The 26,490-nt window shown below is 41.3% G+C and carries 28 protein-coding genes; 16 read left to right on the forward strand and 12 right to left on the reverse strand.

All coding sequences use genetic code 11. The features are described from left to right. From BM202_RS33460 to BM202_RS33470, 3 genes are all read left to right on the forward strand, one after another. Nucleotides 1-594, forward strand: a 594-nt coding sequence (locus BM202_RS33460) for a recombinase family protein (RefSeq protein ID WP_143100842.1), incomplete at its 5' end; no start/stop codon positions are given. 151 nt (nt 595-745) lie between these two features. Beyond that, nucleotides 746-1,705 carry a toll/interleukin-1 receptor domain-containing protein gene (locus BM202_RS33465; protein ID WP_093834466.1) on the forward strand — a complete coding sequence of 320 codons (960 nt, stop codon included), beginning with the start codon at nt 746-748 and terminating at the stop codon, nt 1,703-1,705. A 141-nt stretch (nt 1,706-1,846) separates the two neighbouring features. After that, a complete protein-coding gene (locus BM202_RS33470; protein ID WP_093834468.1) occupies nt 1,847-2,530 on the forward strand; it encodes an Abi family protein in 684 nt (227 codons plus the stop codon). Between the two features lie 240 nt (nt 2,531-2,770). Here the strand turns inward: BM202_RS33470 and BM202_RS33475 are convergent, their stop codons facing one another. Both BM202_RS33475 and BM202_RS33480 read right to left on the reverse strand, forming a co-directional pair. Then, complete coding sequence (locus tag BM202_RS33475; RefSeq protein WP_093834470.1) at nt 2,771-3,262, reverse strand: hypothetical protein; 492 nt, start codon at nt 3,260-3,262, stop codon at nt 2,771-2,773. 311 nt (nt 3,263-3,573) lie between these two features. Next, on the reverse strand, nt 3,574-4,398 hold the full coding sequence (locus BM202_RS33480; protein WP_245776914.1) for an IS110 family RNA-guided transposase: 825 nt from the start codon (nt 4,396-4,398) through the stop codon (nt 3,574-3,576). Between the two features lie 396 nt (nt 4,399-4,794). On the opposite strand from BM202_RS33480, the gene BM202_RS33485 reads away from it, so the two are divergent. Both BM202_RS33485 and BM202_RS33490 read left to right on the forward strand, forming a co-directional pair. Further along, the gene (locus tag BM202_RS33485) at nt 4,795-5,214 is read left to right on the forward strand and encodes a hypothetical protein (protein ID WP_143100838.1); all 420 of its coding nucleotides are present in this window, start codon (nt 4,795-4,797) and stop codon (nt 5,212-5,214) included. Between the two features lie 87 nt (nt 5,215-5,301). Next, nucleotides 5,302-5,814, forward strand: a complete 513-nt coding sequence (locus BM202_RS33490) for a TlpA family protein disulfide reductase (RefSeq protein WP_093834474.1) — start codon at nt 5,302-5,304, stop codon at nt 5,812-5,814. A 125-nt stretch (nt 5,815-5,939) separates the two neighbouring features. On the opposite strand, the gene BM202_RS38595 is transcribed toward BM202_RS33490, so the two are convergent. From BM202_RS38595 to BM202_RS37655, 4 genes are all read right to left on the reverse strand, one after another. Next, the gene (locus BM202_RS38595; protein WP_245776915.1) at nt 5,940-6,476 is read right to left on the reverse strand and encodes an IS3 family transposase; all 537 of its coding nucleotides are present in this window, start codon (nt 6,474-6,476) and stop codon (nt 5,940-5,942) included. A 34-nt stretch (nt 6,477-6,510) separates the two neighbouring features. Further along, on the reverse strand, nt 6,511-6,783 hold the full coding sequence (locus tag BM202_RS38600) for an IS3 family transposase (protein ID WP_245776916.1): 273 nt from the start codon (nt 6,781-6,783) through the stop codon (nt 6,511-6,513). Nucleotides 6,784-6,848: 65 nt separating this feature from the next. Next, nucleotides 6,849-7,142: a transposase gene (locus BM202_RS33505; protein ID WP_093834480.1), complete on the reverse strand. Its 294-nt coding sequence runs from the start codon at nt 7,140-7,142 to the stop codon at nt 6,849-6,851. A gap of 48 nt (nt 7,143-7,190) precedes the next feature. After that, nucleotides 7,191-7,364, reverse strand: a complete 174-nt coding sequence (locus BM202_RS37655; RefSeq protein WP_177236791.1) for a hypothetical protein — start codon at nt 7,362-7,364, stop codon at nt 7,191-7,193. Between the two features lie 1,263 nt (nt 7,365-8,627). Here BM202_RS37655 and BM202_RS33515 point away from each other — a divergent pair. Beyond that, nucleotides 8,628-9,041 carry a hypothetical protein gene (locus tag BM202_RS33515; protein WP_093834484.1) on the forward strand — a complete coding sequence of 138 codons (414 nt, stop codon included), beginning with the start codon at nt 8,628-8,630 and terminating at the stop codon, nt 9,039-9,041. Nucleotides 9,042-9,219: 178 nt separating this feature from the next. Here the strand turns inward: BM202_RS33515 and BM202_RS33520 are convergent, their stop codons facing one another. Both BM202_RS33520 and BM202_RS33530 read right to left on the reverse strand, forming a co-directional pair. Further along, nucleotides 9,220-10,173, reverse strand: coding sequence for a DUF6624 domain-containing protein (locus BM202_RS33520; RefSeq protein ID WP_177236792.1), 954 nt, complete (start codon nt 10,171-10,173; stop codon nt 9,220-9,222). Between the two features lie 796 nt (nt 10,174-10,969). After that, nucleotides 10,970-11,836 carry a bestrophin-like domain gene (locus BM202_RS33530; protein ID WP_093834488.1) on the reverse strand — a complete coding sequence of 289 codons (867 nt, stop codon included), beginning with the start codon at nt 11,834-11,836 and terminating at the stop codon, nt 10,970-10,972. 372 nt (nt 11,837-12,208) lie between these two features. Here BM202_RS33530 and BM202_RS33535 point away from each other — a divergent pair, with 372 nt between their 5' ends. Beyond that, the gene (locus BM202_RS33535; protein ID WP_093834490.1) at nt 12,209-12,502 is read left to right on the forward strand and encodes an HU family DNA-binding protein; all 294 of its coding nucleotides are present in this window, start codon (nt 12,209-12,211) and stop codon (nt 12,500-12,502) included. A gap of 463 nt (nt 12,503-12,965) precedes the next feature. On the opposite strand, the gene BM202_RS33540 is transcribed toward BM202_RS33535, so the two are convergent. Beyond that, the gene (locus BM202_RS33540) at nt 12,966-14,003 is read right to left on the reverse strand and encodes a hypothetical protein (protein ID WP_143100839.1); all 1,038 of its coding nucleotides are present in this window, start codon (nt 14,001-14,003) and stop codon (nt 12,966-12,968) included. A gap of 821 nt (nt 14,004-14,824) precedes the next feature. On the opposite strand from BM202_RS33540, the gene BM202_RS33545 reads away from it, so the two are divergent. Beyond that, entirely contained in the window at nt 14,825-15,094 is a 270-nt protein-coding gene (locus BM202_RS33545; RefSeq protein WP_093834494.1) for a hypothetical protein, read from the forward strand. A gap of 47 nt (nt 15,095-15,141) precedes the next feature. Here the strand turns inward: BM202_RS33545 and BM202_RS33550 are convergent, their stop codons facing one another. Together BM202_RS33550 and BM202_RS33555 are read right to left on the reverse strand one after the other, a co-directional pair. Further along, nucleotides 15,142-16,572 carry a hypothetical protein gene (locus BM202_RS33550; protein ID WP_143100840.1) on the reverse strand — a complete coding sequence of 477 codons (1,431 nt, stop codon included), beginning with the start codon at nt 16,570-16,572 and terminating at the stop codon, nt 15,142-15,144. Nucleotides 16,573-16,710: 138 nt separating this feature from the next. Beyond that, nucleotides 16,711-17,991, reverse strand: a complete 1,281-nt coding sequence (locus BM202_RS33555; protein ID WP_093834498.1) for a glycosyltransferase family 87 protein — start codon at nt 17,989-17,991, stop codon at nt 16,711-16,713. Between the two features lie 814 nt (nt 17,992-18,805). On the opposite strand from BM202_RS33555, the gene BM202_RS33560 reads away from it, so the two are divergent. Both BM202_RS33560 and BM202_RS33565 read left to right on the forward strand, forming a co-directional pair. Continuing rightward, nucleotides 18,806-19,483: a nucleotide-binding protein gene (locus BM202_RS33560; protein ID WP_093834500.1), complete on the forward strand. Its 678-nt coding sequence runs from the start codon at nt 18,806-18,808 to the stop codon at nt 19,481-19,483. A 54-nt stretch (nt 19,484-19,537) separates the two neighbouring features. Beyond that, nucleotides 19,538-19,834, forward strand: coding sequence for a hypothetical protein (locus BM202_RS33565; protein WP_093834502.1), 297 nt, complete (start codon nt 19,538-19,540; stop codon nt 19,832-19,834). A 411-nt stretch (nt 19,835-20,245) separates the two neighbouring features. On the opposite strand, the gene BM202_RS33570 is transcribed toward BM202_RS33565, so the two are convergent. After that, on the reverse strand, nt 20,246-21,373 hold the full coding sequence (locus BM202_RS33570) for a replication initiation protein (protein WP_093834504.1): 1,128 nt from the start codon (nt 21,371-21,373) through the stop codon (nt 20,246-20,248). 759 nt (nt 21,374-22,132) lie between these two features. Here BM202_RS33570 and BM202_RS33575 point away from each other — a divergent pair. From BM202_RS33575 to BM202_RS33600, 6 genes are all read left to right on the forward strand, one after another. After that, complete coding sequence (locus tag BM202_RS33575) at nt 22,133-22,699, forward strand: dihydrofolate reductase family protein (RefSeq protein WP_093834506.1); 567 nt, start codon at nt 22,133-22,135, stop codon at nt 22,697-22,699. 37 nt (nt 22,700-22,736) lie between these two features. Next, on the forward strand, nt 22,737-23,168 hold the full coding sequence (locus tag BM202_RS33580) for a hypothetical protein (protein WP_093834508.1): 432 nt from the start codon (nt 22,737-22,739) through the stop codon (nt 23,166-23,168). 259 nt (nt 23,169-23,427) lie between these two features. After that, nucleotides 23,428-23,826: a hypothetical protein gene (locus BM202_RS33585; RefSeq protein WP_093834509.1), complete on the forward strand. Its 399-nt coding sequence runs from the start codon at nt 23,428-23,430 to the stop codon at nt 23,824-23,826. Between the two features lie 197 nt (nt 23,827-24,023). Next, complete coding sequence (locus tag BM202_RS33590) at nt 24,024-24,377, forward strand: BfmA/BtgA family mobilization protein (protein ID WP_093834511.1); 354 nt, start codon at nt 24,024-24,026, stop codon at nt 24,375-24,377. A 2-nt stretch (nt 24,378-24,379) separates the two neighbouring features. Beyond that, entirely contained in the window at nt 24,380-25,234 is an 855-nt protein-coding gene (locus tag BM202_RS33595) for a DUF5712 family protein (RefSeq protein ID WP_093834513.1), read from the forward strand. Between the two features lie 16 nt (nt 25,235-25,250). Then, nucleotides 25,251-26,213 carry a type IV secretory system conjugative DNA transfer family protein gene (locus tag BM202_RS33600; protein ID WP_093834515.1) on the forward strand — a complete coding sequence of 321 codons (963 nt, stop codon included), beginning with the start codon at nt 25,251-25,253 and terminating at the stop codon, nt 26,211-26,213. Nucleotides 26,214-26,490: the final 277 nt, after the last annotated feature.

A 26,490-nucleotide genomic window follows, 5' to 3' on the forward strand; every position in this document is an offset into this window, starting at 1 on the left:
CAGCGGACCCAGGTGATGGGTTTCATTGGTGGCCAGGCTCAGCTGGTACGGGAGTTTATTGAAGTGGAAAGCGGCAAACGCAACAGCCGCCCTCAACTCTTGGAGGCCTTGGCCTATGCTAAGCAACATAAAGCCCGATTGGTTATTGCTAAACTGGACCGATTGAGCCGCAATGCTGGCTTTATCTTTGCGCTTAAGGATAGTGGAGTAGACTTTGTCTGTGCTGACATGCCCGATGCCAATACGCTCACCATTGGCATCTTTGCTACCTTGGCTCAGCATGAACGAGAGTTGATTGGCGAACGAACCAAGAAGGCGTTAGCTATTAAAAAGCAACAAGGTTTTCAACTCGGATCACCCCAAAATCTAACTTTGCAGGCCCAACAAAAAGGTGTGGAAGCCATCAAAGTAAAAGCGGCTACTAATGAAAATAATCGGCGGGCGCTGCTGACCATCAAAGGATACTTGAATCAAGATAAGACCTTACAACAAATTGCCGATGAATTGAATGCCTCAGGCTTTCGTACGGCGAAAGGATATCTTTTTCAGCGAGTACAAGTCCTTCGCTTAATGAGTAAGTTGGTGATAGACTAGACTTAATTCAGTATTGCCAATGTGTAGGCTAGATGACAGGATGCCCTATATTGTCAAAATGACTTAGCGAGTAATTATTTCCAAAGTACTCCACTGTCCGTGAAATGACCGTTTAAATAATAAGCTAGTTGTTGACCATAAAATTCACATCATGAACGCTTTTATATCATACAGCCACCAGGATAATTCAATGCTTGATGCGCTACATAAACATTTAGTTCAGTTACAACGTGATAAAATTATTGCTGCTTGGACCGATCATCAAATTCTAGCTGGTGGCGAATTCGACAAGAAAATTGAAGCAGCACTTAATGCCTCGAAATTGTTTCTTGCCTTGCTAAGCCCTGACTACATCGCTTCAAACTACTGTTATGAGATCGAATTCAAAACAGCGCAGGAAAAGCATGAGAGTGGTGAAATTATTATTGTTCCAATCGTTATAGAACCTTGTGATTGGCAAAATACTCCTTTCGGTAGATTTAAAGCATTGCCTAGAGATGGTAAAGCCATTAGCACCTGGGAAAACCGAAACACTGCTTTTCTGGACGTAATCCAGAATCTGCGTAAGTTAGCCTCCTCCGCAAATCCCATAGATATCACACCAAAGGGAGCAGTAACTGGAGCCGCACTGATGTCCCGCAATTACAAAGTCAAGAAAGATTTCGACTCCATTGAAAAGATTGAGTTCATTGAGAAGTCGTTCCACGAGGTGGTTAGCTATCTAAAGCGATACTTGGAAGAAATAATTCTACTCGACAATATAAAAGCAAGAACGCAAGACGAAAGTACAACTACGTTTGAAGGTCTATTAGTTAACCGCAACAAAATTGCTACCGAAGCTACACTCAACTTTATACGTAGTCAGGAAAATCAAAGCCAAAATCTCAATTATTTCAATGTGGCGGATGGAGAATTAAGTTATACCATTTCAACTAAAGCCAATAACCGCTCAACGTCACCTGTAAGCTTCAAGCTTAGCTTCGATGATTATCATCTCTTCTGGACGAAGCGAAATGGATATAGTAATTCTCGAGATACTAAAGAATTCGATACCAAAGAGATTGCGGATGAGATTTGGAATGCCTGGCTAGAGACGGTTGGCATTATGTAGCGGGGAGAGGGATTGAAACGCCCTAAAAAATCAAAACCCGATAGCTTGAGCGGACTCAGGGGCTACCGGGAATAATATGCTGCAAGTATAACAAATTTCATCTGTAAAAAGTCCATTCGCTTTATTTATTTGTTGTTTTGAATGAAATACACGGATTTCGAGCAGGTTATGTCAGCCCCAAGAATGGCTCGCTATGTAGCGGCCTGCGGGGGTAGCACAAAGAAAGCCATGACGCTGTATCGACTCAACCTACGGCTTTCCCAAGAGTTGTTTACCATCATCAGTTGCTTTGAGATAGCGTTTCGAAATGCCATCGATAACCATTACATTCATCAACATGGTAACGATTGGCTTCGTAACACGTTTGCTCCGGGGGGGATATTTAACACGCCTTCCTGTCAACGTACTGCTAGCGTTATCCGAGTAGGATACAATCGGATCAGTAGCCATTACACTCATTCTAAATTAGTGGCCGAAATGGATTTTGGTTTGTGGAGGTATTTATTCGCTCAGCCACAATTTTACGCAGGTGGGCAGACTTTACTCCAGATATTTCCTGCCCGACCACGTAGTACTCCTGCTATTCAGTACAATCATACTTATGTATTCAATGAACTGGCTAAGATCAACGATATTCGGAACCGTATAGCACATCACGAGCCTATTTGCTTTCAAGCAAACCATTCCTTAATCGACAGCACTAATGTTCGCCAGCATTACGTATTGATCCTTCAACTTTTTCAGTGGATGTCAATCGATGAAGGAGCTTTACTATACGGCCTTGACCATATAAATACGGTGTGCAATCAGATTGACACTATATAAGCGACCATTTAATAAGTGTTAAAGCATCTTGAGGCATATTATAGAAGGACGTTTGTAAAAGGCCATAAGATCCTCAAAGCCCAAATAGATGTATTGAGGGAACGCTAAAATCCAGGATCTGGCTGAAAAAGGGGTGAGAAAGAGGTTGACCCCATTGAAACGAATGGAAGTCTCAATCCGTAAGGCTCGTGAACGTATGAAGGCAGATGCATACTGCACTTCATACGCCGTTTCGAATAGTTAACCTTCCTGGTTAGTAACCTTGGGTTTGCGGCCTCGTGGTTTGCCAGTATAAGCTGGTTTAGGATCAGAAGTCCGTAGGGTCAAGGAATAACCTATTGTCCCCTCTTGATAAGGAAAAGGCGAAAGGCTAAACGTGTACTTGGTCGTCTTAAAGGCAATGCCCCCTTTTTGGAGAATAAACCCCAAATCGATGGTATAACTTTTAGCCGCTTTGAGAAGGGCAAAGCTCTCGTCTTGGTCATCCTGGGTGGGCACCAGGTAAATCGTTTTGATTTTTCGTTTTCCCTGGTCGGTGCCAATTTGAAAGCGGGCCGAATCGGCTTGGAGTTCTAACTGGTCAATTGTTTTGGCGGGAAATACAAGCTTACCTGCCGGTGAAATATAGCCTTCCAATTTTACTGGTTTAGCTTCTTTACCTTTTTTGGTTTTTGTTGGCTTGATTAAGGCGTTATCTTGAGGCGAAAAAAAGCGGATCGTCTTTGGTTTCATCGCGTTATCTACTAGTTAATTGGTTTACTGACAAACATACTGAACAATTGTTCATTAGGGGGTAAAACTGACTTAATTGGAGCGTCAAAAAATTGTATTTTCCCTAGCCAAGTTGCATATGACTTCTTATGAACTGTGTTAAAAGTCAAGGGATCGAACGTAAAATTGGCTGATAATTGGGATTAAAATCTTCGTCGAACTTCACAACAGCAAATGCCTGGCGAAGGAGTTTGTTAACCACAGCAATCAACGCCAATTTGGACGATTTACCGGCCGCTTTCAAACGTTGGTAAAACTCTCGACAGGGCTTGTTATGCTGGATTGCCGACCGCTCCGGCGGCCCGGCAAGAGGCCACATACAGCATAGCTCGTAATTGGGGATCACCCGTCTTACAAATACCTCTTGTCTGATTCGATTTACCTGACTGATAAATGATGGGTACTACGCCAATATACTTAGCCAATGCTTTAGCCGAATGGAACTGGTGGAAGCCCCCAGTTACATCGATCAGGGCTGTTGCTACAGTAGTGGAGATGCCTACAATCGATGTTAATCGGCGCAACTGGTCAGGGAAGTGCTGTTTGGTTAAAGCCTGTATTTCAGCTGTAAGGACATTGATAGCCGTCTGAAAATGAGCCAGCATTTGCTGCAAACTGACCTGGACTTGATCATCCTTAACGGGTAGTGGTGAGAAAGAATGATGTAAGTTAGCGAGTGAACGTTGCTGTTTTTTGTATTGCCGAAGTAAAGTCCGTTTTTGCCTTAGGTACATCATTATCTCACTATCCATCTCATAAAGAGGTGGTTGAGCCATTTGTCCATACCGTGCTAGCAGGATAGAGTCACTCTCATCGGTCTTCGTCACCGAGAGCTGCATCTTGCCAAAATGATGGCTCTGCTTTGGATTAATAACTGAGAGACAAATCTTCGCTTGGCAGAGGAGATAGGTAAGAAGTACTGAATAAGAACCAGTTGCCTCAACGACGACATGAGCTTCTGCTGGTAGTGAATTTATCAGCCGGCGAATACCATCTGGAGAGTTAGCAAAGCTACTCACTTTCCACGTGTCTGGAGCTGTGAGAAAGGCTACTGCCAGGGTGTCTTTTGACACATCAATCCCAACATACGTTTTCATGATAGAAAGGGGAAAAGAAAACAGGGAATAGATTAGTGAAGCGTCAATTTTGCTAGCTTAACATACTAAACGCGGGTTTGGCCATTTGAACTGTTCAGGCTTCCAAAATTGACCAGTGTGGGTCGAGACATAAGATACGGGCTTGGCCCATGTTAAGAGCGGACTTACTCACACTGGTTGCTCTTCTTGGCAGTCAAATTACTTAGGAAAGGGGTAAAATTGAACTGCGCTTCAAACGTAGTATGTTAAGAAACTATTCCAAGAAATAGACCTGAGTACGTGTAGATGAAAACCAGCGCCAAAAGGCGTATATACCACCTCAATTTAACAATAAAATTGATCCCAAATTTACGGTTCGACCTGGATGAGAAGAGACTTGCAGATGCTCCCTAATCCGTGTACCTTCGGCCACACTATACCGCCACGATCGAGTGGTTTGTGACCATGGATGATAAGACAATCTGGAACGGAATTTCGGCCTATTTTTCGACCTTGAAAATCATTGGTAAGCCGGAGTTAGACGCTTATGGCTTCGCTCTATGCCGACTCCATCGATTAGCAAAGAACATGGATGTAGCCCGCTTACATTTCCTTAAAACTAAGTTTACCGATCCACTCGCTCAGTTTCTGGTCATCACCCAGGCATTAGCCGATTATGCTGACAACTCGTGCTGGTGTGATCTGAATGAGTACTATGCCATCCAGGAATTTGCCACGCCCACAACCGATCAGCAACTGTTTCTGTATGTGATGGAGAACCATCAGCTGTTTCTTGACATTATTGCCAAGTACAGGGAGATGGAAGGGATAGTGTAATTGAGTTTACTTAGTAAAGACGATAAATAGTGCTCAACCAGGTTTACATAAAGCAAATTATACAACAAACCCGTTTCCAGTCAGATAATGATGAACCTACTTTGTATCCTCTTTTCAATATGGAGCACTATGTTTACTCTGCAAGCACAATCCGTTACAGATCCATTACCAATTGGTAAAAATGCGCCTGTACTTAAATTTAAAGATATGGATGGTAAACTCCTCAGTTTGGAGCACTTAAAGGGAAACGTGATCGTACTAAACTTTTGGAATATAGGCTGTACGGGTTGTGAACAGGAGCGGCAAACACTCAACTGGCTTAGTGACTCTTTAAAGCAGCAACCCGTCAAATTTGTCTCGATTACGATGAACAAGAAAGAGAATATAGCTGCTTGGCTAAGTAAGCATCCTGTCACCTATGAATTTGTGGGCAATGTTGACTTTATGGGGCTGAGAGGTCCCTCTTTCTTTACTTACAACTGCATGCCAACTACTGTGGTTATTGATAGTAAGGGGGTAGTTCGCTACAACCAGTGTGGTCCTATCGTTGGTCTCGAAGAGGGCAAAAAGTTTGCGGCTCAGCTGACCAAATGGCAATAGATTAACATAATTGCACTTATATAACATTTAAGAATGCTCTTGAGCAGACACACCCCATTTCTGATATAGGGAATCTGGATCATTCACGTAAAGTTCGGTATAGCCACAAGCTGAGGTGGTCCGGTTTAGCGGCACACTGAACTTGCAAGTTTTGTGTAATACTCCTGCTCAAATTGTTCAGGGCTTTTGTAACCCAGCGACGAATGCTTGCGCACCCGATTGTAGTACATCTCAATATACTCGAAGATTTCAGTTCGAGCATCGTCCACACTTAAGAACGTGCCTCCTTCCAATAATTCCGCTTTCAAGCGACTCCAGAATGACTCGGCAAAGGCGTTGTCATACGGATCGTCAGCCCGACTCATGCTGGGCCTGATATGCCATAAGTTGATCAACTCGTGTAGATCATTTGACACATATTGACCACCCCGATCGGAATGGGTAATCAAGCCAGAAGAAGGCTGGCGGGATTGCAAGGCATTACGTAGTGGTATGATTACCAGGTCATCCTCCATATTCTCATCGACACGCCAGCCTACGATTCGGCGGGAAAACAGATCCATCCAGGAGCCTAAATAAGCCCATTCCCCATTTGCCAAAGGCAGATACGTGATATCACTCACCCAAATCAAATTTGGCTTTTGTGGTAAGGGTTGATTCAACAACAGGTTAGGCCAGTAGCCTTTCCCATGGGTACTATCCGTCGTACGAGACGGTCGGCCGCTGCCGCACAAACGACTTAGGCTGAATAGACTGTAAACCAGATAGTTTCATAAGTGTTCTCACTTGATGCCGCCCGACTTCATAACCTTTCTCTTTTAACTCAGCCACAATTCGCCGACTTCCATACCGGCGCTTATGATCGGCGAAAACCTGTTCGATCAATTGCTGTTTCTTCCCCTTTTCAACCGTTGGTTTATAGCTATCTCCTCGCTGATAACGATAGTAAGCTGTGCGACTCAGGCCCAATACGGAACATAGAGTTTCGATTGTAAATGTATCGGACAGCGCATGAATGAGTTCATAGTGTAACGTCAGGTCTGTCGGCTGAAAATGCTCAAAGCTTTTTTTAAGATCTCGCGCTCGGTTTCCAACTGCCGTACTCGATCCTTGAGCTGCTGGTTTTCCAGTGCCAACTCACTTTGCTCACTGATTACTTTTCTTACCCCTTGGGTCTGATTCTTCCAACGGTAGATTAGATTTTCTGAAACACCTAACGCCTTTGAAACATAGGCGGCTGTCTGGCCGTTGGCCAACATTTTGACGACTTCGTTTTTGAAGTCAGCGTCATACTTACGCCGGGTTTTGGGTCTGCTTGGTTGCTGCATGATCTTGCCAAGTTAAGCAAGTTCACTGTGCCGATAAATTAGACCATCTCAAGCTCCACATACAGCCGCTTGTAAAGAGAAAGAATCTGGAATATCAATTTTCATAATCGTTCGAATATGCGGTACAGCCACTTGGAGGGGTGTACCTGGATAGCCCACCGTATCAACAGGATACATTATTTTGTCTGAACTACATTTAGGGCAAATCATTGAAGTTTTCATAGAAGGTCAGCTAAGTAGTGCTAATACAATATTCTTAATTTATTCTCTTTACATAATGGAGAGTATACAACAGATTTACCCCACCTTCCTCTTATGAAGCTTACAAGAACTGTTCGCCTTATATTAGCCTTAATAATCGTATTTGTTGGAGTAATACTGTTCGTAACAGGCCATGCTAGTCCGTTAGGTAGCGGTGTGACAGACATAGTTGTATCTTACTCGGGTGCCATAATTGCTTTCTTAGGAGTAAGCTGGCTTAGAAAAATAGTCAAGTCAGAAGGTTAATATATAGGCACTTATACAACAACTCTATTTCACTTTTACGAAGGAAAAGTGGGAACCTTCGGAGCAAAGTGGATTCAGTTGAAGGGTATCATTTCTTAGCTTAAGACCTTGGCGAAACTCTGAGCTTTTGCCGCCACGCCTTGCCTGGTATACAATGCTATAGGTGTCGATTGTTATTCTCTCTACTCTGTAAGTTCGTACAGATGAATAGAGACTTTTGAAGAAGGGGTCACTGACATTCGTTTTGAATTTGCCCTCACTTCCTAGCTCAATTATTTGTGCTGGACTCTCGCTGACTGATTGAACAACATAATTAAAGCCTCCTGAACGATCATTTCCAGTCTCGTACAAACGCCAAGTTCCTACTACTGGCTCGTAAGCGGAACCTTGATGTAAAGCAGCTGAGCAAAATGCTAGTGAGGTAAGAACAATAAGCAAAATAGCTTGGTCTCTCATGCTCTTAATTTTTAACTCATTTCAAGAATGATCTTTTGACTGGTCTCAGGTCAATTCGGGTGCTTTTAAAAAAAGGTACATAAATCGTCACGACTCGAAAAGTCGAGTCTCGATCAAACGGACGTTAAGCTAAGACGGAATTTTATGGCTCTGGAGGGGTAAAATCAACCTAAAATATGTTTCAGGTTGCCGTCTTAAAATTCAATGTCTCATTTTGATTGCTCTGCTGACTTACTGAGACTAGTTTAAGTGTTCTCCGAGCAGCTGAGAGTTGATTATACGATCCTAAGTCCTAGCGAAAAACGTACAGCAAACCCGTGACGGTTTTTGTACGTTTTTTTAATTACACCCCAATTCTAACTATAATTTATTAACATAATCCTAGTTATCCAACAGACATCCAGAAAATATAACATTTGAGTAGTTGCAGGAATTACTTAAGCATTATATTTTCTCTTAATTAATTAAAAACTGATCATCAAAGAGTTAGCTTTGCTACACCACCTCTTCCTTTCTATTCCGATGATCAAACGATTTTGTCTGCCACTAGTCTGGCTCTGGATTAATGCTTGTAGTCCTGCTCCCAACATTGCTCCCTCATCTCGCATTGCTGGCTCCTACAAATTCACTCAATATTCAACGGCTAGTAAAGACGATTTGGCTCCGATGGGCTTAGTTACTCTGACAATAGTTGATGAGCAACACGTTGATTTAATAGTCAAGGGTAGTTCAGGTAAATCCAAAATCGCCTATTCTTACCAAAATGTCAACATCATTGAAAGTGGACGCAACTATTTAGGAGACGATACATTCAGCTTAGTCTACAAAAAAAATCAAATTGGTATTATTAACAGCGATGAGCAAGGGCACTACATTACTTTAACCCCAAAAGCTTATGTTACCTTGGTAGCCTCCTTACCAGAGCAAGAAGAGTAAACAAGGCCTACAACATTGCAGATATTTCACGAAAAGAATAAAAATACAATACTTGGCTACTTCTATCTAAAGCTAAGTATTGTATTTTCTGGATAACTGTTGTATAACTACCATTATGTAAAGGAAATAAAGTCAGATTACAGCGATTGGAAGGCAGTAGCATTATCGTTGAATAATATCATTTTATACCTTCTCGCTTTTCTAATTCAGGGAGTTGTTTTTTGTAAATGGCTACATCCCAAACGATACCCCAACGTTTAACATAATCAGCTAGTGGGCCTAGGCCCATAGCCTCTCTTCGTTTATCAACATTATCAGGATCCGTTAAGGGTAATACGTAAGAAGTTCCCGTGCTGTCTTCCCCGATTTGGCTACCATAGGTTTGACGCCTTTTTTCGCCCAACGCTACCCTATCCTCTAACAGAGCTAATGAACTAGGCCGAGCCTTGCCCGCTTTAACCGCTTCCTGCATCATAGGTAAATACTTCTGCTGAGTGGATAGGTCTGCATGCTGAATGACCAGGAATAGGGCTCCGTTGGCTTGTGGACCTACTTTATCCTCACCGACCCAGCCGTATCGATCCAAGATCGATTTGACTTTGGCCAGATTAGTACTGTCTTTTTTATCAATTGTCTTCCATAAGGCTTTCACTTCGTTCGACTCAGCGCCATACTTCTGCGTGATCTCTCCAATCTGTAACCGATATTTTTGATCCTCGTCAAAAACAGTGAGTAACTCGTTCTGTAATGGCTTGTCATAATTAGCTTCAATTTGATCGACCTTTTTTTGCATTCTAGCGAGCAAATCCTTCCAACCTTCAGTAGCCTGTAAAGACACTAAATCAGGGTCCTTTCGTAAATGTCTAATGTTAATAAATCCCTGGTCGAATGCTTGATTTAGCCATTTTAACGCCAAGTCTGTTTTCTTTGCTGGAGCCGCTGCTGATGCAGCTTGGTAATAATCGGAACGAGAGGGTGTACCTACTTTAAAAGCTTGTTGGAATAGCTCGGTTGATTGAGCATACTCCTTCTTAAAATAGCTTTCAGTCGCTTGGCTGACTAACGTTTTGTAGTCTTGGCAGTAAGCGACAGAGTGGCACAATGAGATGAAAAGAATAAGTAAAATCTTCATATATAGCTCAATCAAATTACGTTTATAGTAGTATAACTAAGCTATTAGTTATTTGTTGTATAAGTGCTTTTATGATAAGCTAACGAGCAGGTAACCCCAAAAACACAGATATCTTTTCTTTTTCGTCATATCATAATTGATAAGGTGTCAAAAAAAATACCGTCCAATATATTTATTACTTAAGTAGTTATACTCTACTTATTTTGGTAACAAATATAACTACTGATGCTTATGAATCTGTTTCCGCTTCTGCAAGGAGCCTGCAAACTAAGCCTTACGTCTCAGTCCACCCAGGAGCTACCCCTCCAATTGATCAAGTTCCATCTTTCGGAAGCCCAACGATTGTTGAGTTCAAAGGAGTATGGCCAAGCTTTATTCCATTGTGAAGAAGTTTTGTGCCAAGATCCGGCGAATGCTGAGGCATCTCGCATGCACAAGTTCATTCGCCAAGAATGGCAGGATTACATTGACGTCACCCCGGATTCGTTGTTTTCTTTTTTGTGGAGCTCCAAAGCAGCTCCTACTCCTAATAGTAGTAAGTCAAGATTTGGAGTCTCTCTAAGACGATTCTTTAGAGGCTTAATTCCTATTTTTAAAATCAAGCTACGAATAAGTAACTAACCTAATACACAGTTTTTTTCTTCCCTTTCCAAAGGTCAACCTGGCCCAATCTTACGGCCTGTATGCGGTGGTCAATCTTGGAATAGTTTCTTAACATAGCATTGCTTATGCAACCCGACTAGGAATTGTACAATTATTGATTCCGATACGAAAGTGACCATGGGCGCTGACTCGTTCACTTTTTTGGCGAATCGACCCCACTACTCATCACTTTGCTTAAGACTAATTCATACGCCTGGGGCGAAACGCTCACTTCGCCCCAGTAGGGATGGTCTAACGCCGCGATCAGAAAAATCAGCAGCCCAATCACGGCCCCTAATAAACTTACCAGCACCCCATGAAACCAGAAGGACTTGACCACGAATAAATAGCCGAACGTTAGCGTCAACAGCGCCCCTAGCAGCACCACGTACCAAATCACACCCGGTACGCTGCCACTAATGGACTCGGCCCGTAAACGCCGCAGTTCGACCAACGAATTAAAGGTCCGAATCGCTTCCTGGTGCAGGATTTTGCCCGTTTCAGTGGTGGGTTCAAACCCCATTAATGGCTCCTGCAAGCCAAACAGTTCCCCCGACTCACCATCATGGATAAGGCCCTGTCGTTGCAAGGGCCAAGATTGATCGATAATAAAGCGCGTGTAAGTCCGCAACTGAGTTTGCAACTGAATTCGCTCCGGGAGGGGATACCCCGCCAGATCCCGGTACAGCACCGCTAAACTAGCCGCTTCTTGCGAAGCTAGGCCCGTTGCCTGGGTATAATTTGTCCAGGTAGCCACCGTCAGCAGACCCAGCAATAAACCATATAAGACGGTTACCCCCGAAAAAAACCAGCCTACCGTGCCGTTATCAATTAGGGTAGCCAAGGAACTGGCATGAAGACGACGGTGGATCAGGCGTAGGCCTACCAAGGCCAGGCTCACAAAGCCACTCATAGTCAATAAGGCAAACAGCCAGGTGGGTAAGTTATAGAGCCAGATCATAAAAAGGCCGTTGTCATCGACCGCATGGACTAGCGGGGACCAATTGGCAGGTTGTGGCATGGGTTCATCCAGATAGCAGGGGGTAGGCCACCAGCACCAGGGGTAGATACAACCAAGAAGCGAGGATTGTTCGACGGCAATCCGTTGGCTGGTCCTTGACTGATGAGAAAACGTCTGTTTTATATCGAGTAAAGCTTATTCTACGAAACAGTTCAGGAGCAATCGAGGCTTATAGCATTTTACAAACGACCGTTTGTAAAACGCCATAAGCGATAACGTGCCTGTTTATTTAATTGAAGAATGGTCAATCAGGTAAAATGCTGATTCAGCTGGCTAATCAGCGGTCAACCTAACAGGCAAAGGGTAAAACTTGGCTAGGTAAGATTTAGACAGAAGTTAGCAACCTAATCTACTCAAAGCCGTTAGGGAAGTATGACCAAGCAAGATGTACTCCGACGGGTTTCCAAGCAAACCGGTATTGACCCTCAGATCAGTTTATCTATTATGGAATCCTTTTTCGAGGTAGTGAAAGGGGCCGTTAGTGAAGGCGAAACGATTTACATTCGTCGATTTGGTAGCTTCGGGCTCAAACAACGCGCTCGTAAAATAGGCCGCAACATCAGCGCCAACACCGCTCTGGTGATTGAGGCCCATTCGATTCCGGGCTTTAAACCGAGTGCTGAATTTATCAATCAGGTTCGAAGCTCGAAAGCCGACAGAAAGTAGTTAGAAAAGTGACCAAATTTTATAGAAACTTTTTTGTACTATTTCTAGTCAATTTGAATAAGGTATCTTTTGTTAAGAGAATATTCTAAGATGTTCCCCCCTATGCAAGCCCTGAAAACAAAACCAATTGTAGTTTGGAAAGGGAGAGGAAAACCGATATTTTACTAAAGAAATCTGCGTAGATCAGCTCACTAACTGTAAGTAAAACCCGGTGAAAAGTAAAATAAAAACCAAATAAGACGTAGTCATCTGGCTTTTATTTTACTTTTTGTGCAAGTATGTAACGTAAGTTTACTTTGAGCTGATACTAGGATGCAACCGCGCTATCGACGAGTCCGATGAAAGGAGGTATTTAATAACTTTTTCTCGATGCTTGGTAATTAAAACTGACCAAATTGAACAGATCGATCCCTTACATTAAAACCTTACAGAATGAGTATTGTATCAAGTCAAATTTCGCTTCCTACCAAAGATCAGAAAGCCCGTTCGGCGTATTTGATATATAGAATGGTGATTCGGTTTGAAAAACCCCATTCCAGGTTACAGTGCTCGTTAGGGTTCCTCCAACAGAAATTGTAAATGAGGTGGCCCGGGTTGGTAGATACTCGCTGTAGAAAGTTAAATCAGTATCATGGTTATACGTCGTGTGCGGACCATATACATTGAAAGATGCACTACCAGTTGTTGAATTTCCAATTTGATTGCCGTAAAGAGGTGTGACAAAGCCACTTATGTTAACCATCGGGTCTTGTGTTTCGCCTGCTCCAGCTTGCCAGCCATGACCAGGACTCCACCATTCTAGTTTTACTCTTATATTCAAGCCCTGATCATAATAAGTAATACCATTGCCTTGATAATGAGGAAATGAATAGGCCTGCATCTCAAATATCGATTTTCTCCAAGGTCCTGTTTGCCCATTGACGGCCCATTCATGTTGATAGCGAGCATCTGGTCCACTAGCAGTCCCTAAATTAGTCGTGTTTACTTTAATGTGATCGACGTTTTCTTTTAGTTTTGATATAGCAGGTTTAAGCATTATTTCATACCTATCTTTATAACTAGTAGGATTTTTTTTAACTGATGCTAAAAGCATTTCATCTCCCCTAGGAATAAAGTAGTTATAGTTTTTATCAAACCATACGATTGTATCCCCAACCGCATACTCACCCTCTGAGTTAAGTATTGCTTTATAAACAACCGGCAGATCCATATCAGCTAAATGTTGCTCAGACGAATGCTCAGAGTTGTACTTTCTTAGTGAACTAAAACCGCGATTACTTTCCCAATCTGCTATTAGTTCCTGCGTCTTAAACCCTCTAAGTTGATTAAGCGTTTTTATAACCTCTGAAGTGTTTTTGAACGACAAGCGTCCATTCTTGACTGAGACGCCGGTTTCTTCTTGCTGAATAACTGGATTGATTTCCTTGCTGCAAGCAAGCAGTGAACAGATAAGTACGAAGGCCGCTAGCCTTACCCCATTTAAACCTAAAGTGCTTTGCATAACTTTACTGATGCTTAGTGATGAAACATTAAACTGTTTGAAAGCCCTTGACCGTCGTAAAACTGTTTTAGGGTTTTTTTTGAAATTTAGGTAAATAAGCATCACTTTAACTACAATATGTTACCCTTTATTTGAAAATTTATATTATAATATTGCAATTATAGAATGTATGAGACAAGTATTTATACTTAATATTTATACACAAACTTAAATGAAAAAGAGCCTTAAAATAAGGCTAGAATGTGTATTAATTGTATCTACATTAATGGGATATATAATTTTTTGATTAAAAAAATTCTTGGAATTTTACAAAAAGGAATTAATTGTCTTAATAATTTATTGATCCGATCAGCACTTTGATACAAACTTTAATTCTCATACTTACTCTTTCGGATCGAATTTAACTCTCAGAAGCAAGTCAGTTTTGAATATAGGGTTTGTTAACATCAAATAGCCGAAAAACTAAACCGCACCGAAATTACCCCTGTTTCAGCAGCAGAATGATGATTTAGGGTGAAAGGCGGCTTGAGTGGGAGCGCAATAGTTTTGTAGAATGTATGGTTAAAATATTATTCAAGCATACAGAACTAGGTGCTGTATACGTAAATAAGTTTGGCGGGAGAGATATCACAACCTAGATTTACAGCCCTTAACTCCTTCCTGCCGAACGTTAAGAATTTTCGAAAACACGTTAACTCTCTACTAATTTGTTCCTAGTTATGTCATCACGTGTAATTGATTTGCATTCTAGCGACATGTTATCTGTTATTACTATAACGAAAATATATTAATTTTGAAACTGACAATAAAATTACTTTTTCATGAGCTCTTACTTAATTGGTTACAACTTAAATAGTGCAAGTACAGATTATATTTTATTGGCAGCAGAAATAAAAAAACTAGGTACTTGGTGGCATCACCTTGACGGTATATGGATTGTGAAATCCGGTCTCATAGCTACGCAGATAATCAACGAACTAAGCTCGTTTATGGAAGATGAAGATGAACTTTTAGTCGTTAGGTTAAGTGGTTCAGGTGCCTGGATTGGTTTCAATGAGACAGGTTCTGATTGGCTTGAAGAAAATCTTTAGAAAAATGCAATTCACCTTAACGGTGAAACACGTGCTTCTGACAAAAACTAAATACTTTTGAGACTATTATTGATATATACCGCAAATCTACCATTATAATATTTCAATTTATAAAAGGGTAAATTAGTCGTGCCTGGTTCAGGATAGAAAGATTCTCGCCTATACTTATAATCCATTAAGATGAAATCAACATGGTGTTTATTAGCCCAGGTCGGGAAGTCTTCTTGACGATTGGAGTAATACGTAAAATTTTCGTGGCTTAATAAATGATTATATTGTTCATATTCATTGAAAAAAAAAGTAAGGGGTACTAAGCCGGTCGTATTTCTAGGGATATACTTACGTAAACTTTTATAGGCAACAGGGAAATTGCCAAACGTATAATTTTTATATACAATTTCTACAATTCCGTAAATGCCTATAATGAAATAAGCTAGTAAAATAACCTTTAGGCCCCAATTGTTAAAGGGTCTTAGTTTATACAACTCGTAAACTATAACGAACATAAATGGCATAAAAAGGGGCATATAACTACCTGAACCATGCTTGGTGATAAGCCAAAATGAAATCAGCAGAAACATCGAATAGACTCTAACTAGTATTGGTAATTGCTTGATTAAATTACGCTGATGCCACAGTGTGAAGACCAGGAGTAACGATAATGCCATCTGTTCAGGTGATTCGAAAAACAGTTTGGGAAAAGTAAGTAGAACAACCAACTTGGAATATAACCCAAATGCGTTTTGGACGGCAGGATCGTGACGAAACTGATAATACCAGGTAGAAAAGCCATCCGTTGCCTGTACAATGTCAATGAAGTAGGCCAGCCCCGTAAGCCCGCCTATTACTGAAAATAAAACCGCTTCTTTAAACTTTCGTCCATAAATATAAGTACCTAGGCCGGCTATTAGATAGATAACTCCGTTAAGGTGGCAGAGCATAGCTAAGCCGGCTAACAAACCAGCATAAGCGGCTTTGATTAATTTTTTTCGATCTGAATTTACTTGCAAAAAAGAACCAAATCCCAAGGCCGCAACCATTAGTTCCGGGCGGTTTTCAAAGCTTAACCGGACTAATAATACATTAGAAAATACTAATATTAACAGTAACAATCCATAATAAATTGGACCTTTTTTTTCCTGCTGACGTACATAATAAATTAGTTCAATACAAAGTATACAAAAAAATAGGAAACCGACGAGCTGAACACTTGGAAGGCCAAATCCAAAAAACTTTATTAGACCTGCGCCAAAAATGAGAAATAATTTATGACTGGCGAGTAATTGGTTTTCCCAACCTAATATACCTCTAAAAAATTCAGAACGGATAACTCCTTGCTTTTGAAACCAATAAGATTGTTCTGCAAACCAAGCGTCATCACCAGTAGGAAATCGGTTAATATAGGTCAATCCAGTTAGAATGACTAAACCAGTTAATATGACAGTTAAAAGTCTTTTATTTGTAGTTACGGATTTCATTTGAATATTTAGAGAAGCAAAACAAACACTATAATAGATTTAATTAAATTCACTTCCTATTAACTACTTACCAGATTCCTTCAAAAACTTTTTTAAACTACGAAAGCGAGTTTTTATGACTACTTGAATAGGTTTCAACTAGTTTCGATTTACTTGATGCACCAAATAATTCCTTAACCTTTCACTAGTACAAATGGCGAGTAATACACATAAGCCAATAGTAGAAATGCTGAGTACGCGAAAGTGTTGTAATACGTCATACGCGTAACGGCCCAACAAATCGCTCGATATAAAAGGCGTAAAAATCAGCGCATTCAGACTAAACACCGTTAGCAAGATAAACCTATTTTTCCCCCTAACTTTAAAAATAATTAATAGGTAGTAGAGCAAATAGATGATGGCGGGCAGGATGTAAAGGAAAGCATATTTTTGTTGATGAGGAAAGAGTAAAGGAGTAATCAGGAACAGATAAGCACACTCCCAAATCGTTTGAAGTTTATCCGTATTTCGTTTGAAAGGCAGACTTCGCAGGAAGAATAAGGTAGCCAGGGCAAAGACAAGCCGGATAATATTGGTAATCAGGACGGCCTGTGCAGGTGTCAGGTCAATAAAATTTCGCTTTAAGTCGATTTTATTATGGGTCTCGGTCAAATAGACCGGGATCAGACTGACTAAGCTGTGGGTACCCAGATCTGATTCCAGAGAGTTTTCTTTGTTAGCTGGATTAATTACGACCCACCATTCCTGTAAGAGGAACGTATTGAATTTATTTCCCAAAAATAAAGCTGGGATGAACAGGAATAATCCGAAAAAGAATACCGTGGACAGGAAGCCTTTCACGTATCTACGATAAAGTAGATAAGGCAGAAATAAGATCGGTAAAAGTTTGGTTGTACAAGCGAATCCTAGCAACAGGCCTCCTGGTATAAACTGCCGTTTCTCAAATAGGGCCAAACTCTCCAGGGTTGCCCACATGAGAAATATGGTCATCTGGATCATCGAGTAGTTGTACAGCAAGAAACGAATCGCCAGGAAGAGCGTGAGAAACATCCACCAGTTAAGCTGCTTCTGGCTTAGGAAAGTCAAATTAAAATACCGACTCGTAAGCACCCAGGTTCTGAACAAAAGGAAAGTTGACAGCAGCAACCAGGCAAACTCAGGGATGACAAAGGGTAGGTAGCTGAATGGAATTAGCAGAAGGGCGAAGAAAGGCGAATAATAATACTGGAGCCCTTTGATAAACGGTGGCCGGTAAATGTTTTGATGGGCCGCCATTTTTTGAGCTGCATCTAGAAAGACATCGAAATCGCCCCCTTTGACTGCGCACAGCAGGCAGTACGCTATGACAACCGCTAGTAAGAAGTACTGAATTACAGCCTGTTTTCTACTTTTATTTATTTTTGAACTGGTTGTTGTCATAACGTACTGGGTAATAAAGTACCGCTGACTAGCGGCAGTAATCGATTTGTGGACCTGCCTAAGTTTAGTCAAAGTTACATGCTGAAACCTATGGACTTCGCCCAATCCTATTTTTTAGAATAGTTTCTTAACATCAAGACATTTATAATACCTTTAAAGTAACTCTTGGGTCAACTATGAACGAATAGTTCTTCACCCGCTATGATCTGCATTCGGTGTCACAAACACCTGTTGAGCAGTCTGACCTATTTACTCTTTTTAACAAATTGCCATGTCCCTACTCCCACTATGAATATAATTTATTGCCAAGTTATTCCTGTTACTTATTGTCAAGGGCAACGTACTTATTTGATTGATGTTGGTCTAGTCTATGCGAATAAAACGGGCCACACCGGGGAGTGGTCCACATTCATAGAAATGTTCCATTAAGGCACTTCAGACCGGTAAAATAACCCGATTTGTAGCGATGTATAGTTTACATTGATTCATTTACCGATTTTACTGCCCGAAAAATGGCGCTAGAAATCACATTTTGCCAAGTCAGTAAAAGTGATGAAGAAAACGAACGTTTTCTTCATCACTTTTATAAGTATCACATTATTAGGGTATTAATCCATAAAAAGTACTTCACGAAACATTTCGTACGAATGTTGGCCACTCCCCTCTTTGGTGAGTTTTTTAAATGACTTCAGTCTTTCGAGAGTACAGGTAATGCTCCTGTATAGGCATACTTTTCTTCAAGCTTGATTAGAATTGGTTTTACAACTACTTTTACAACTAAAATTACAACCCTTTTCTATTCTATATTCGCAATATGATTTATACCGTAGGTGGAATCAAAGGTGGAAGCGGCAAGACCACGTTAGCTACCAATTTGGCAGTTTATCTGATACAGCAAGGACGTGACGTGATCTTAGTAGATGCCGATGATCAGGAGTCGGCAACAGATTTTACCTCTTTCCGGCACCAAACATTAGATGGTGAAATCGGATACACAGCAGTTAAAATAACAGGTCGAGAGTTGAATGCACACGTGACCAGGCTGGCTACAAAATGCGATGATGTTGTCATTGATACAGGAGGTCGGGATACTGTTAGTCAACGTTCGGCTATAACTGTTTCGGATGTATATCTAGTCCCGTTTGCTCCTCGCTCGTTAGATATATGGACTTTACGGAAAGTAGAAAACCTGATAGCTGAGATAATACCTTTTAACCCGCGTCTTGTGTGCCTAACCTTTATTAATAAAGCCGATGCTCGAGGAAATTATAAGGAAGATACGTCGGATCTTTTACGAGAATCTACAGTCCTTCAATTTTTAGATACATCAATTGGGAATCGTATTTCATTTGCTAACGCTGCATCATCTGGTTTAGGTGTGATTGAAAACAAGCCCACAGATGAGAAGGCTATAAACGAAATGAAGGAGCTATATGAAGGTATTCGTAAAGCCTTGGTTAATAAGGACAAAGGGGACAAAACTACAACTTAAAATACAACTTTTATAAGTTCTAATTTAAGTTGTAAAATTAAACTAAAACTGAGCATGAACTCAACCAAAAATAAAAGTAAAATAGCTTTACCACCTATTGCTCTCAACAGCCCTGCTATGCTTGAAGTTATTGATAAAGGTGGGACAGTTAAAGAACAGAAGGTTACAGATGCGAAGCAGCCAGCAGCTGACGAGGACCCGTTAAAGTCCTTCACATTTAAAATTTATGAGAGTGAATTGGCCCAAATCAGAGATATACAGGCTCGATTGCCTAAGCGTGATCGTATTTCTATTCATGATTTTGTAGTTGCAGCTGTCAAAGACAAAATCAATAAGCATCTTAAAAAATAGATAAGTTACAACTTTTTTTAGAATTAATATTGGTTGTGAAACTAGTTGTAAAAATATTAGTCTTAGCGATAAAGCCCTGCTATTTGAGTCTTGTAGTAAAACCGTCCTAAAACTCGTTTTATTCAGATATTTTCTGCGTTAAAACTCGTGTTTTTCGTAGAAAAACCTTCATTTTCCACTTGTAGGAAGGCATTTTTAAGGATTACAGCAAGAGAAAGCCATGTCGAGTCAAATCGAAAAAATCCGGTATAAAACTCGTTTTATTAGAGCCTTATTCGTTCAGGCCCGATTTTATAACTGCCTTTTTGTGTAAAAATCACCTCTAATCATGTCTAAATAGACTTTACTGTTGAACTGTGTCAACCTGTAAGTCAAAAATACTTTTAAACAGAATCCGGTACATAACTCGTTTTATACCGGATTCTGTTGGTTAGGGGTATCATAGTTCCGCTCCAAAGCAGACTGAACCTCCTTCTTTAGGCGTTCCTGAACAGCTTTACCGACTTTGACGAATACAGCATTGCAATATTTTAGGCGATCTTGAATTACCTCATTAGAGTTTGATTTTATCTGCCATTCATACACTAGCTTGTTTGCCGCTTCAGTTCCAATGTCTTCTAAATAAGTAGCTATGTTCTTATCGGTCACTTTCCAAGATCGAAGGTTATTAATCACTCGCAACACAATGGCATTGTTAAGCCAAAAATCTGGGATTTTTCCATCTAACTTGCGTTGAATTGTGAATTTGAATCCAGTTACTTTCTTACGCCCCTTAGTGCTGCGTTCAGATTCGTATATTGCTTCGTAAGTAAAAGCCAAATTTGTATTAGCCAGTTCTTGTATAGCTTCACTCATAGTGTACTTAATGAGATCAGCGGTTTGTGGATATTTAAGTTTGAGAGTACCGTTCTTATTTTTTTTGGTATTTCCTCTCTTGTCCTTTTCATACCAGCAATCCATTAATTGCCGATACTGTTCGATAGTAGGAGACCACACACCTGTATCCCGGAAAGCTGATAGAATTTCAAAGAAACGCATTGAATACCAGCTCCTTAAACTCATGTAGTTACTAAGCTGGTATTTAGTATAGTGAGCAACTTTAATAAAATAGGGTTGTAAGGCTGGGTTTAACAGAACCGTTATGATTCCATTCTTGTAACCCACTGGCATTTCATAATTAGTTGTGTCAAGTAAATGCCTTACATACCATTCTTTACCGTCTAGGCTTTCAAATTCCCACTTTACGTCCGTTAACTCACGTAAAGCTGCTTTAATAGGTTTGTAAGCCGCATCTTGGGTAATATCGGCATCAGCGATAATATCTCCAATTCTGAACTGATAGTAAGGTCTAAGCGCATATTCATCGTCCCGTATTTGGTCCATGACTCGGGCCATTATCCGTTTGGCAGCCACACTCATTTTACCTTGTCGAGCAAACGTTACATTCCAATGTTGCTTAATAATTTCGTTGTGTTGAGGCTCATACGTTAGCTCTAAGGGAATCACTAACTGAGTATTGCGTTTATCATGTCCAGTCATACACGTAATTATTTCGACGGCAAACTAATAAAAAGAGTTATAAAATACAACTCTTGATAATACGGTATATACCTCGTTTTATTGTTTATTTTTCCGGTATATCTCTCGTTTTATTAATACTAAAATCCGGTATATCTCTCGTTTTTTACTAAATGACTCCGTATATATATTAACTATAATAGTAAAATTTCCTACTATAATAGTTGTGCCTCGCGCGTTGCTAAAAAAAATGTGGATAAGGTTAAAAAACTAAAGATAGACCGAACAGGAAGGAGCGAAAAAACAAAAAACAAAAAGGACCGCGCGTTTGCTAAAAAAGAGAAGAAGCCCGCAACTAGATTTTTAGTTAGTAAGATGCATCCAATGAATCTTTGGTCAGTCTCATAAGACCATAACCAGTGGTTATAGCCTAGCTACCCCAGACGACATGCCATCTAAGATTGCAGAGGCCAAAGCGGACACTCGGCCTTTGCAACCTAATTTATTGCACAACATAAATAGATTACGTTTTGACAGAGCTAGTATTGACCAACTAATGGATACTAGGCCGATTCGACTGAATGCTTTACACGATGCCAGCTCATTACAGCCCCGTCAAGCCACGAACACGGAGGAAACATACTTCTGAACGTCTTAAGTCAATCGAACGCCTTAGCCGCCATTTCTAGCCATTGTTGGCAGGTACATCAGGAAGTTTTGCCAAGACAATCCGTCCGTTTTGGTAACTCCGCCAGTCAACACAAACAGAATACAAAGAAAATGAGAAAGTTAGTCTTGTTCGCCCATATCTCCCTGGATGGCTTTGCCGCCGACAGTAACGCCAGCCTGGGTTTCTTGTCTTACAATCAAGAACTTCAGCAATTCGCCGACGAGTTGGTCAAAACGGTAGGGGCTCCGATCTACGGCAAGAATACCTACCAGTTAATGGCAGGTTACTGGCCCACCGTCTTGGCCAATCCAGCGGCTAGCCAATCCGAACTTGACCATGCGCAATGGGTGGAACAGATTCCTAAAATCGTTTTCTCAACCACCTTGCCCAGTGCGAACTGGCATAACACGACGCTGATTAAAGACAATGTGGTCGATAAGGTAAACCAACTTAAACAGCAACCCGGTAAAGACCTAGTAATCTTTGGCAGCCCTGGCCTGGCCAAAAGTTTCATGAAGCTGGGCCTGATTGATGAATACAAATTAACGCTGCATCCGATCATACTAGGGGAAGGGATCAGTCTGTTCGACAGCCATACACCAATGAATAAGTTAAGGTTACTGGAATCAAAAACGCTCGGTTCGGGAGTAGTGACAGTACATTACACAGGGCGATAATGAGCAAGAAGCAGCCACTCATAATGCACTAGTCCATATGAACACAGAAGAACGAATTGAAGCATACATAACGGGCCAAGCTGAACCAAAATGCAACGACATGCAAGCCTTGCACCACCTTATGCTGCATATAATGCCAGTCGGTAGACTATGGTTCTCGGATGGTAAAAACAGTGACGGTAAAACGATATCGAATCCGAGCATAGGTTATGGTGCGCGCACCATAACCTATGAGGATGGAAAAACTAAAGAGTTTTATCAAATCGGAATCAGTGCGAATAGCACCGGCATCTCAGTCTATATCTTGGGAATTGACGACAAGCACTACTTACCTCAGACCTACGGCAAGACGCTTGGTAAGGCCAGCGTGAGCAGCTATTGCATCAAGTTCAAGCGGCTAAATCAGATAGACATAAACACACTTGAAGAAGCCATACGCTACGGGATTGAGACTACAAGGGATGAATAAATGTCAACCAGAAACGCTACCATCACGGATAATGTATCGAAGTTTAGTCGTTTTTAACTGCGCCGTTTGATAAGGATATTATTGATATTTATTAAATAATCTAGCTTTGTGCAGCTACACCAAAAAAAGTGTGACCGAAAAAAAATAATTGAGGCTTACGAAAAAAAAGATTGCATTAAATACTACTTTTAAAAACCGCTGAGAGAACGTTCTTTTTAGCTGAACATTTTTAGTATTTATCTAACTAACACTATTTTTTATGGAACACGAAAACAGATTAACAAATGAAGCAAATGTTATTCAATATATTCGCTCAATAATGATTCAATTAAGGATATTAGCTAGTCAGTACCAACAGGTTTTTTTTGAACAATGCCAAGAATATTACAAAGATATTAACGCACCAAGTAAGGCTGGTCAATATACGAATTTGGATGAGCAAAGAACCGCTTTAGAAAGTAAATACGATTCAGTTCTATCAGAGATCGAAATTCAGCTAGAGATTTATAAGAAATTTTGCATTGCTAATCAATTAGATAATTCAGAGCCTTGGAACATACTTTTAAATGATTTAATAAAGTATCGAGCTGGAATTGTCTCCTTGTCTCAGCGTCCATTAGCAAATAATACCACGCCTTCGCCTAGCGGCATCGGCTAAAAGTAAAATTCTGTGAATTTTAACAAGAGGGAACGGGGCTAACGCCACCGTTCTCTCTTGCCCCTTCGGGGTTCGCTCTGACAATCAACTATTTACAAAATTTACTTTACAAATAGTGTAGCTATTTTATAGTTATACTATTTGTAAATGCTTGATAATCAATTTTAGAAATAACTATTAAACTAGCTACTTGTCAAATGCCGAAGTATAAAACAGTCAATGCCAATGAAAACGACTTTGCCGACTTTGAAGGGTTGGCGAATGCCTACGGCTTAACTAATACCGCTCTATTTGCGGCAATGGTTACCTATTTTAAAGTGACTAAAGCCGACCCCCGCGACCCCAAAGCCGATAATCCAACGGATGCTATAAAGGCATTAGATAAACGGTTAATTTCTTTTATTAAAGAACAGGAAAAAAAGACGCTGAATCCGATGAAAGAAGCCCTGTTTGATTTAGCCAGTTCGGAAGGAGCCACGCGCAAACATGAGCTTAGAATTGTCAATCAAAACGTCAAAAAAATTATTACCTATCTTAAAATTGACGGCTGATTATGCAGACTAAATTTACCAGTCCGATTAAGGGAAATAATAAAGGAAGTTGTCTACGATTAGCGACGTATTTAGAAAAAGAAAACGGTCAAAAAGCGGAGTTAGAAAAAAGTTATTTTTTTTCGGTTAACCGGGACCATTGTAATAAATGGGAAGTCGTACAGCAGATTGATAATAACGCCAAAGGTCAGGGCTTGGAGCGTAAAGACGACCGGTTTTATTCCCTGGTGATTAGTCCCAGCCAGGACGAACTAGCCCATATCGGCAACGACCCGCAGCAGCTCAAAGCATACACTCGTCAAGTAATGGAGAATTACGCGGCCAACTTTAACAAGGGGATCGACAGTCAAGACCTGGTATGGTACGCCAAGATCGAGCACGAAAGGAAGCACGGTTTTGACAGTCCCGAAGTGAAGGCCGGATTATCCCAGGCGGGAGAATTGAAGGAGGGTGACCAGCGACATATTCATATTATCGTTTCCCGTTGTGCTGCCAGGGAGAACGGCCACGTTTTGCAAGCTGAGCGGACGCTAACCAACGCTGACCGAACGATGAGTTTGTCCCCCATGACCAACCAGCGCGGAGTTGGGCAGGGAGCCGTAAAAAGTGGCTTCGACCGGGAAGATTTTTTTCGGGCCAATGAACACAGTTTTGACCAGATGACCGGTTACCAGCGCAGCCGGGAAGAGTCCTACGACTACTGCAACGGCATCGCCAGCGGGAAGCAACACCAGTACGAGCGGAGTGCCGCCCAAAAGGACCGCAGTGTAGGCCAATCGCTGGGAGCCAGCCGTGACCAAGAATTAACCAAATCCAAACAAATTGACCGATCCGCCGAAGAATATCTTGGCTATTAAACCACTCAACTTACTTATGGGCTTTCAAAAAGGGTATGAATCCGGCCAGTTTTACGGCAGTTTATTCGTCAACGTTTTCAAATATATCATCCTACCGGGCGTGTGTGCCTTTGTGGTCTATTTGCTGTTAGATGTGGCTATCGAAGTCGTTCTAAAAGACATGCTGCACCAGGCTAAACCGGAGTTCGTCCGAAAAGCCGAACTCTGGATTTACGGGGCACTCTTTCTGTTTTTTCTCTACTTATTAGCCGGGGGGCGTCTAAGTAAACCCAGCATCGCCCAGGCTAGCGTTACCACGCGCACCGGTTTAAAAGTGGCGCGGGGCGTATACAACCTGGCCACGCTGGAAGGGGATATTCCGATGATCAAAATCACCAAACCCACGCATCATAACTTAATCGCCGGATCACCCGGCAGCGGCAAGAGTTTCAGCATCATTGAACCGATGCTGCTGCAAGCCATGCAACAGGGAAAGGCGGGGTTAGTCTATGATTACAAGTTTCCCACCTTCGCCAAACTGGTAGCCGCCAGCGTTGCCAAAGGGGTTACCCCTTATTACATTAATTTCGATGATTTGACCTATTCGCACCGGGTCAACCCCATTCATCCCCAAGTCATGACTGAAATGGCTTACGCCCGGCAGTTTGCTACGACCGTGGTTAAAAACTTAGCCGGGCAGGGGGGAGATACAAACGGTTTTTTTATTGATTCGGCTATCGGCTACTTAAGTTTGCTGTTCTGGTATCTACGCACTGAACACCCGGCTTTCTGTACGATACCGCACGCCATTCTATTAGCCTTTCAGGATACCGAACAGGTCGTTGGGCTTTTAGAGACTAGCCGGGACCCGGTCACCCGTACCTCAGTACGCCCGATCCGCACGGCCCTGAAATCGAGTAAGCAGTTAGCCGCTATCGAAGGGACATTGGGTAGTTCTGCAGAAAAGTACATAATTCGTCATTTGAACTACCCTCGTTAGTTAGTGATCTGATTCTCTTTGCTTTATGGTTTAAAAAGTTAGTATCATAAAGTCAAACCCAACAGAATTATTGAACCTATTTTCTGGCCCCAGTTTTTGGTACGATTTGATTGAAAAAATCTTTAATCGACTGTGGTTCAGAAAGGTATGACTTTTTGAACCCTAAGGCCGTCTCGTCTTATTTGAGCAGTTTATTCGATTAGATAAGCCAAGTGACGAATTATGTACTTTTCTGCAGAACTACCCGACATTACAGCAAAAACTGCAAACGCTGATT

It is taken from the genome of Spirosoma endophyticum, from assembly GCF_900112365.1.
GTDB lineage: Bacteria > Bacteroidota > Bacteroidia > Cytophagales > Spirosomataceae > Spirosoma > Spirosoma endophyticum.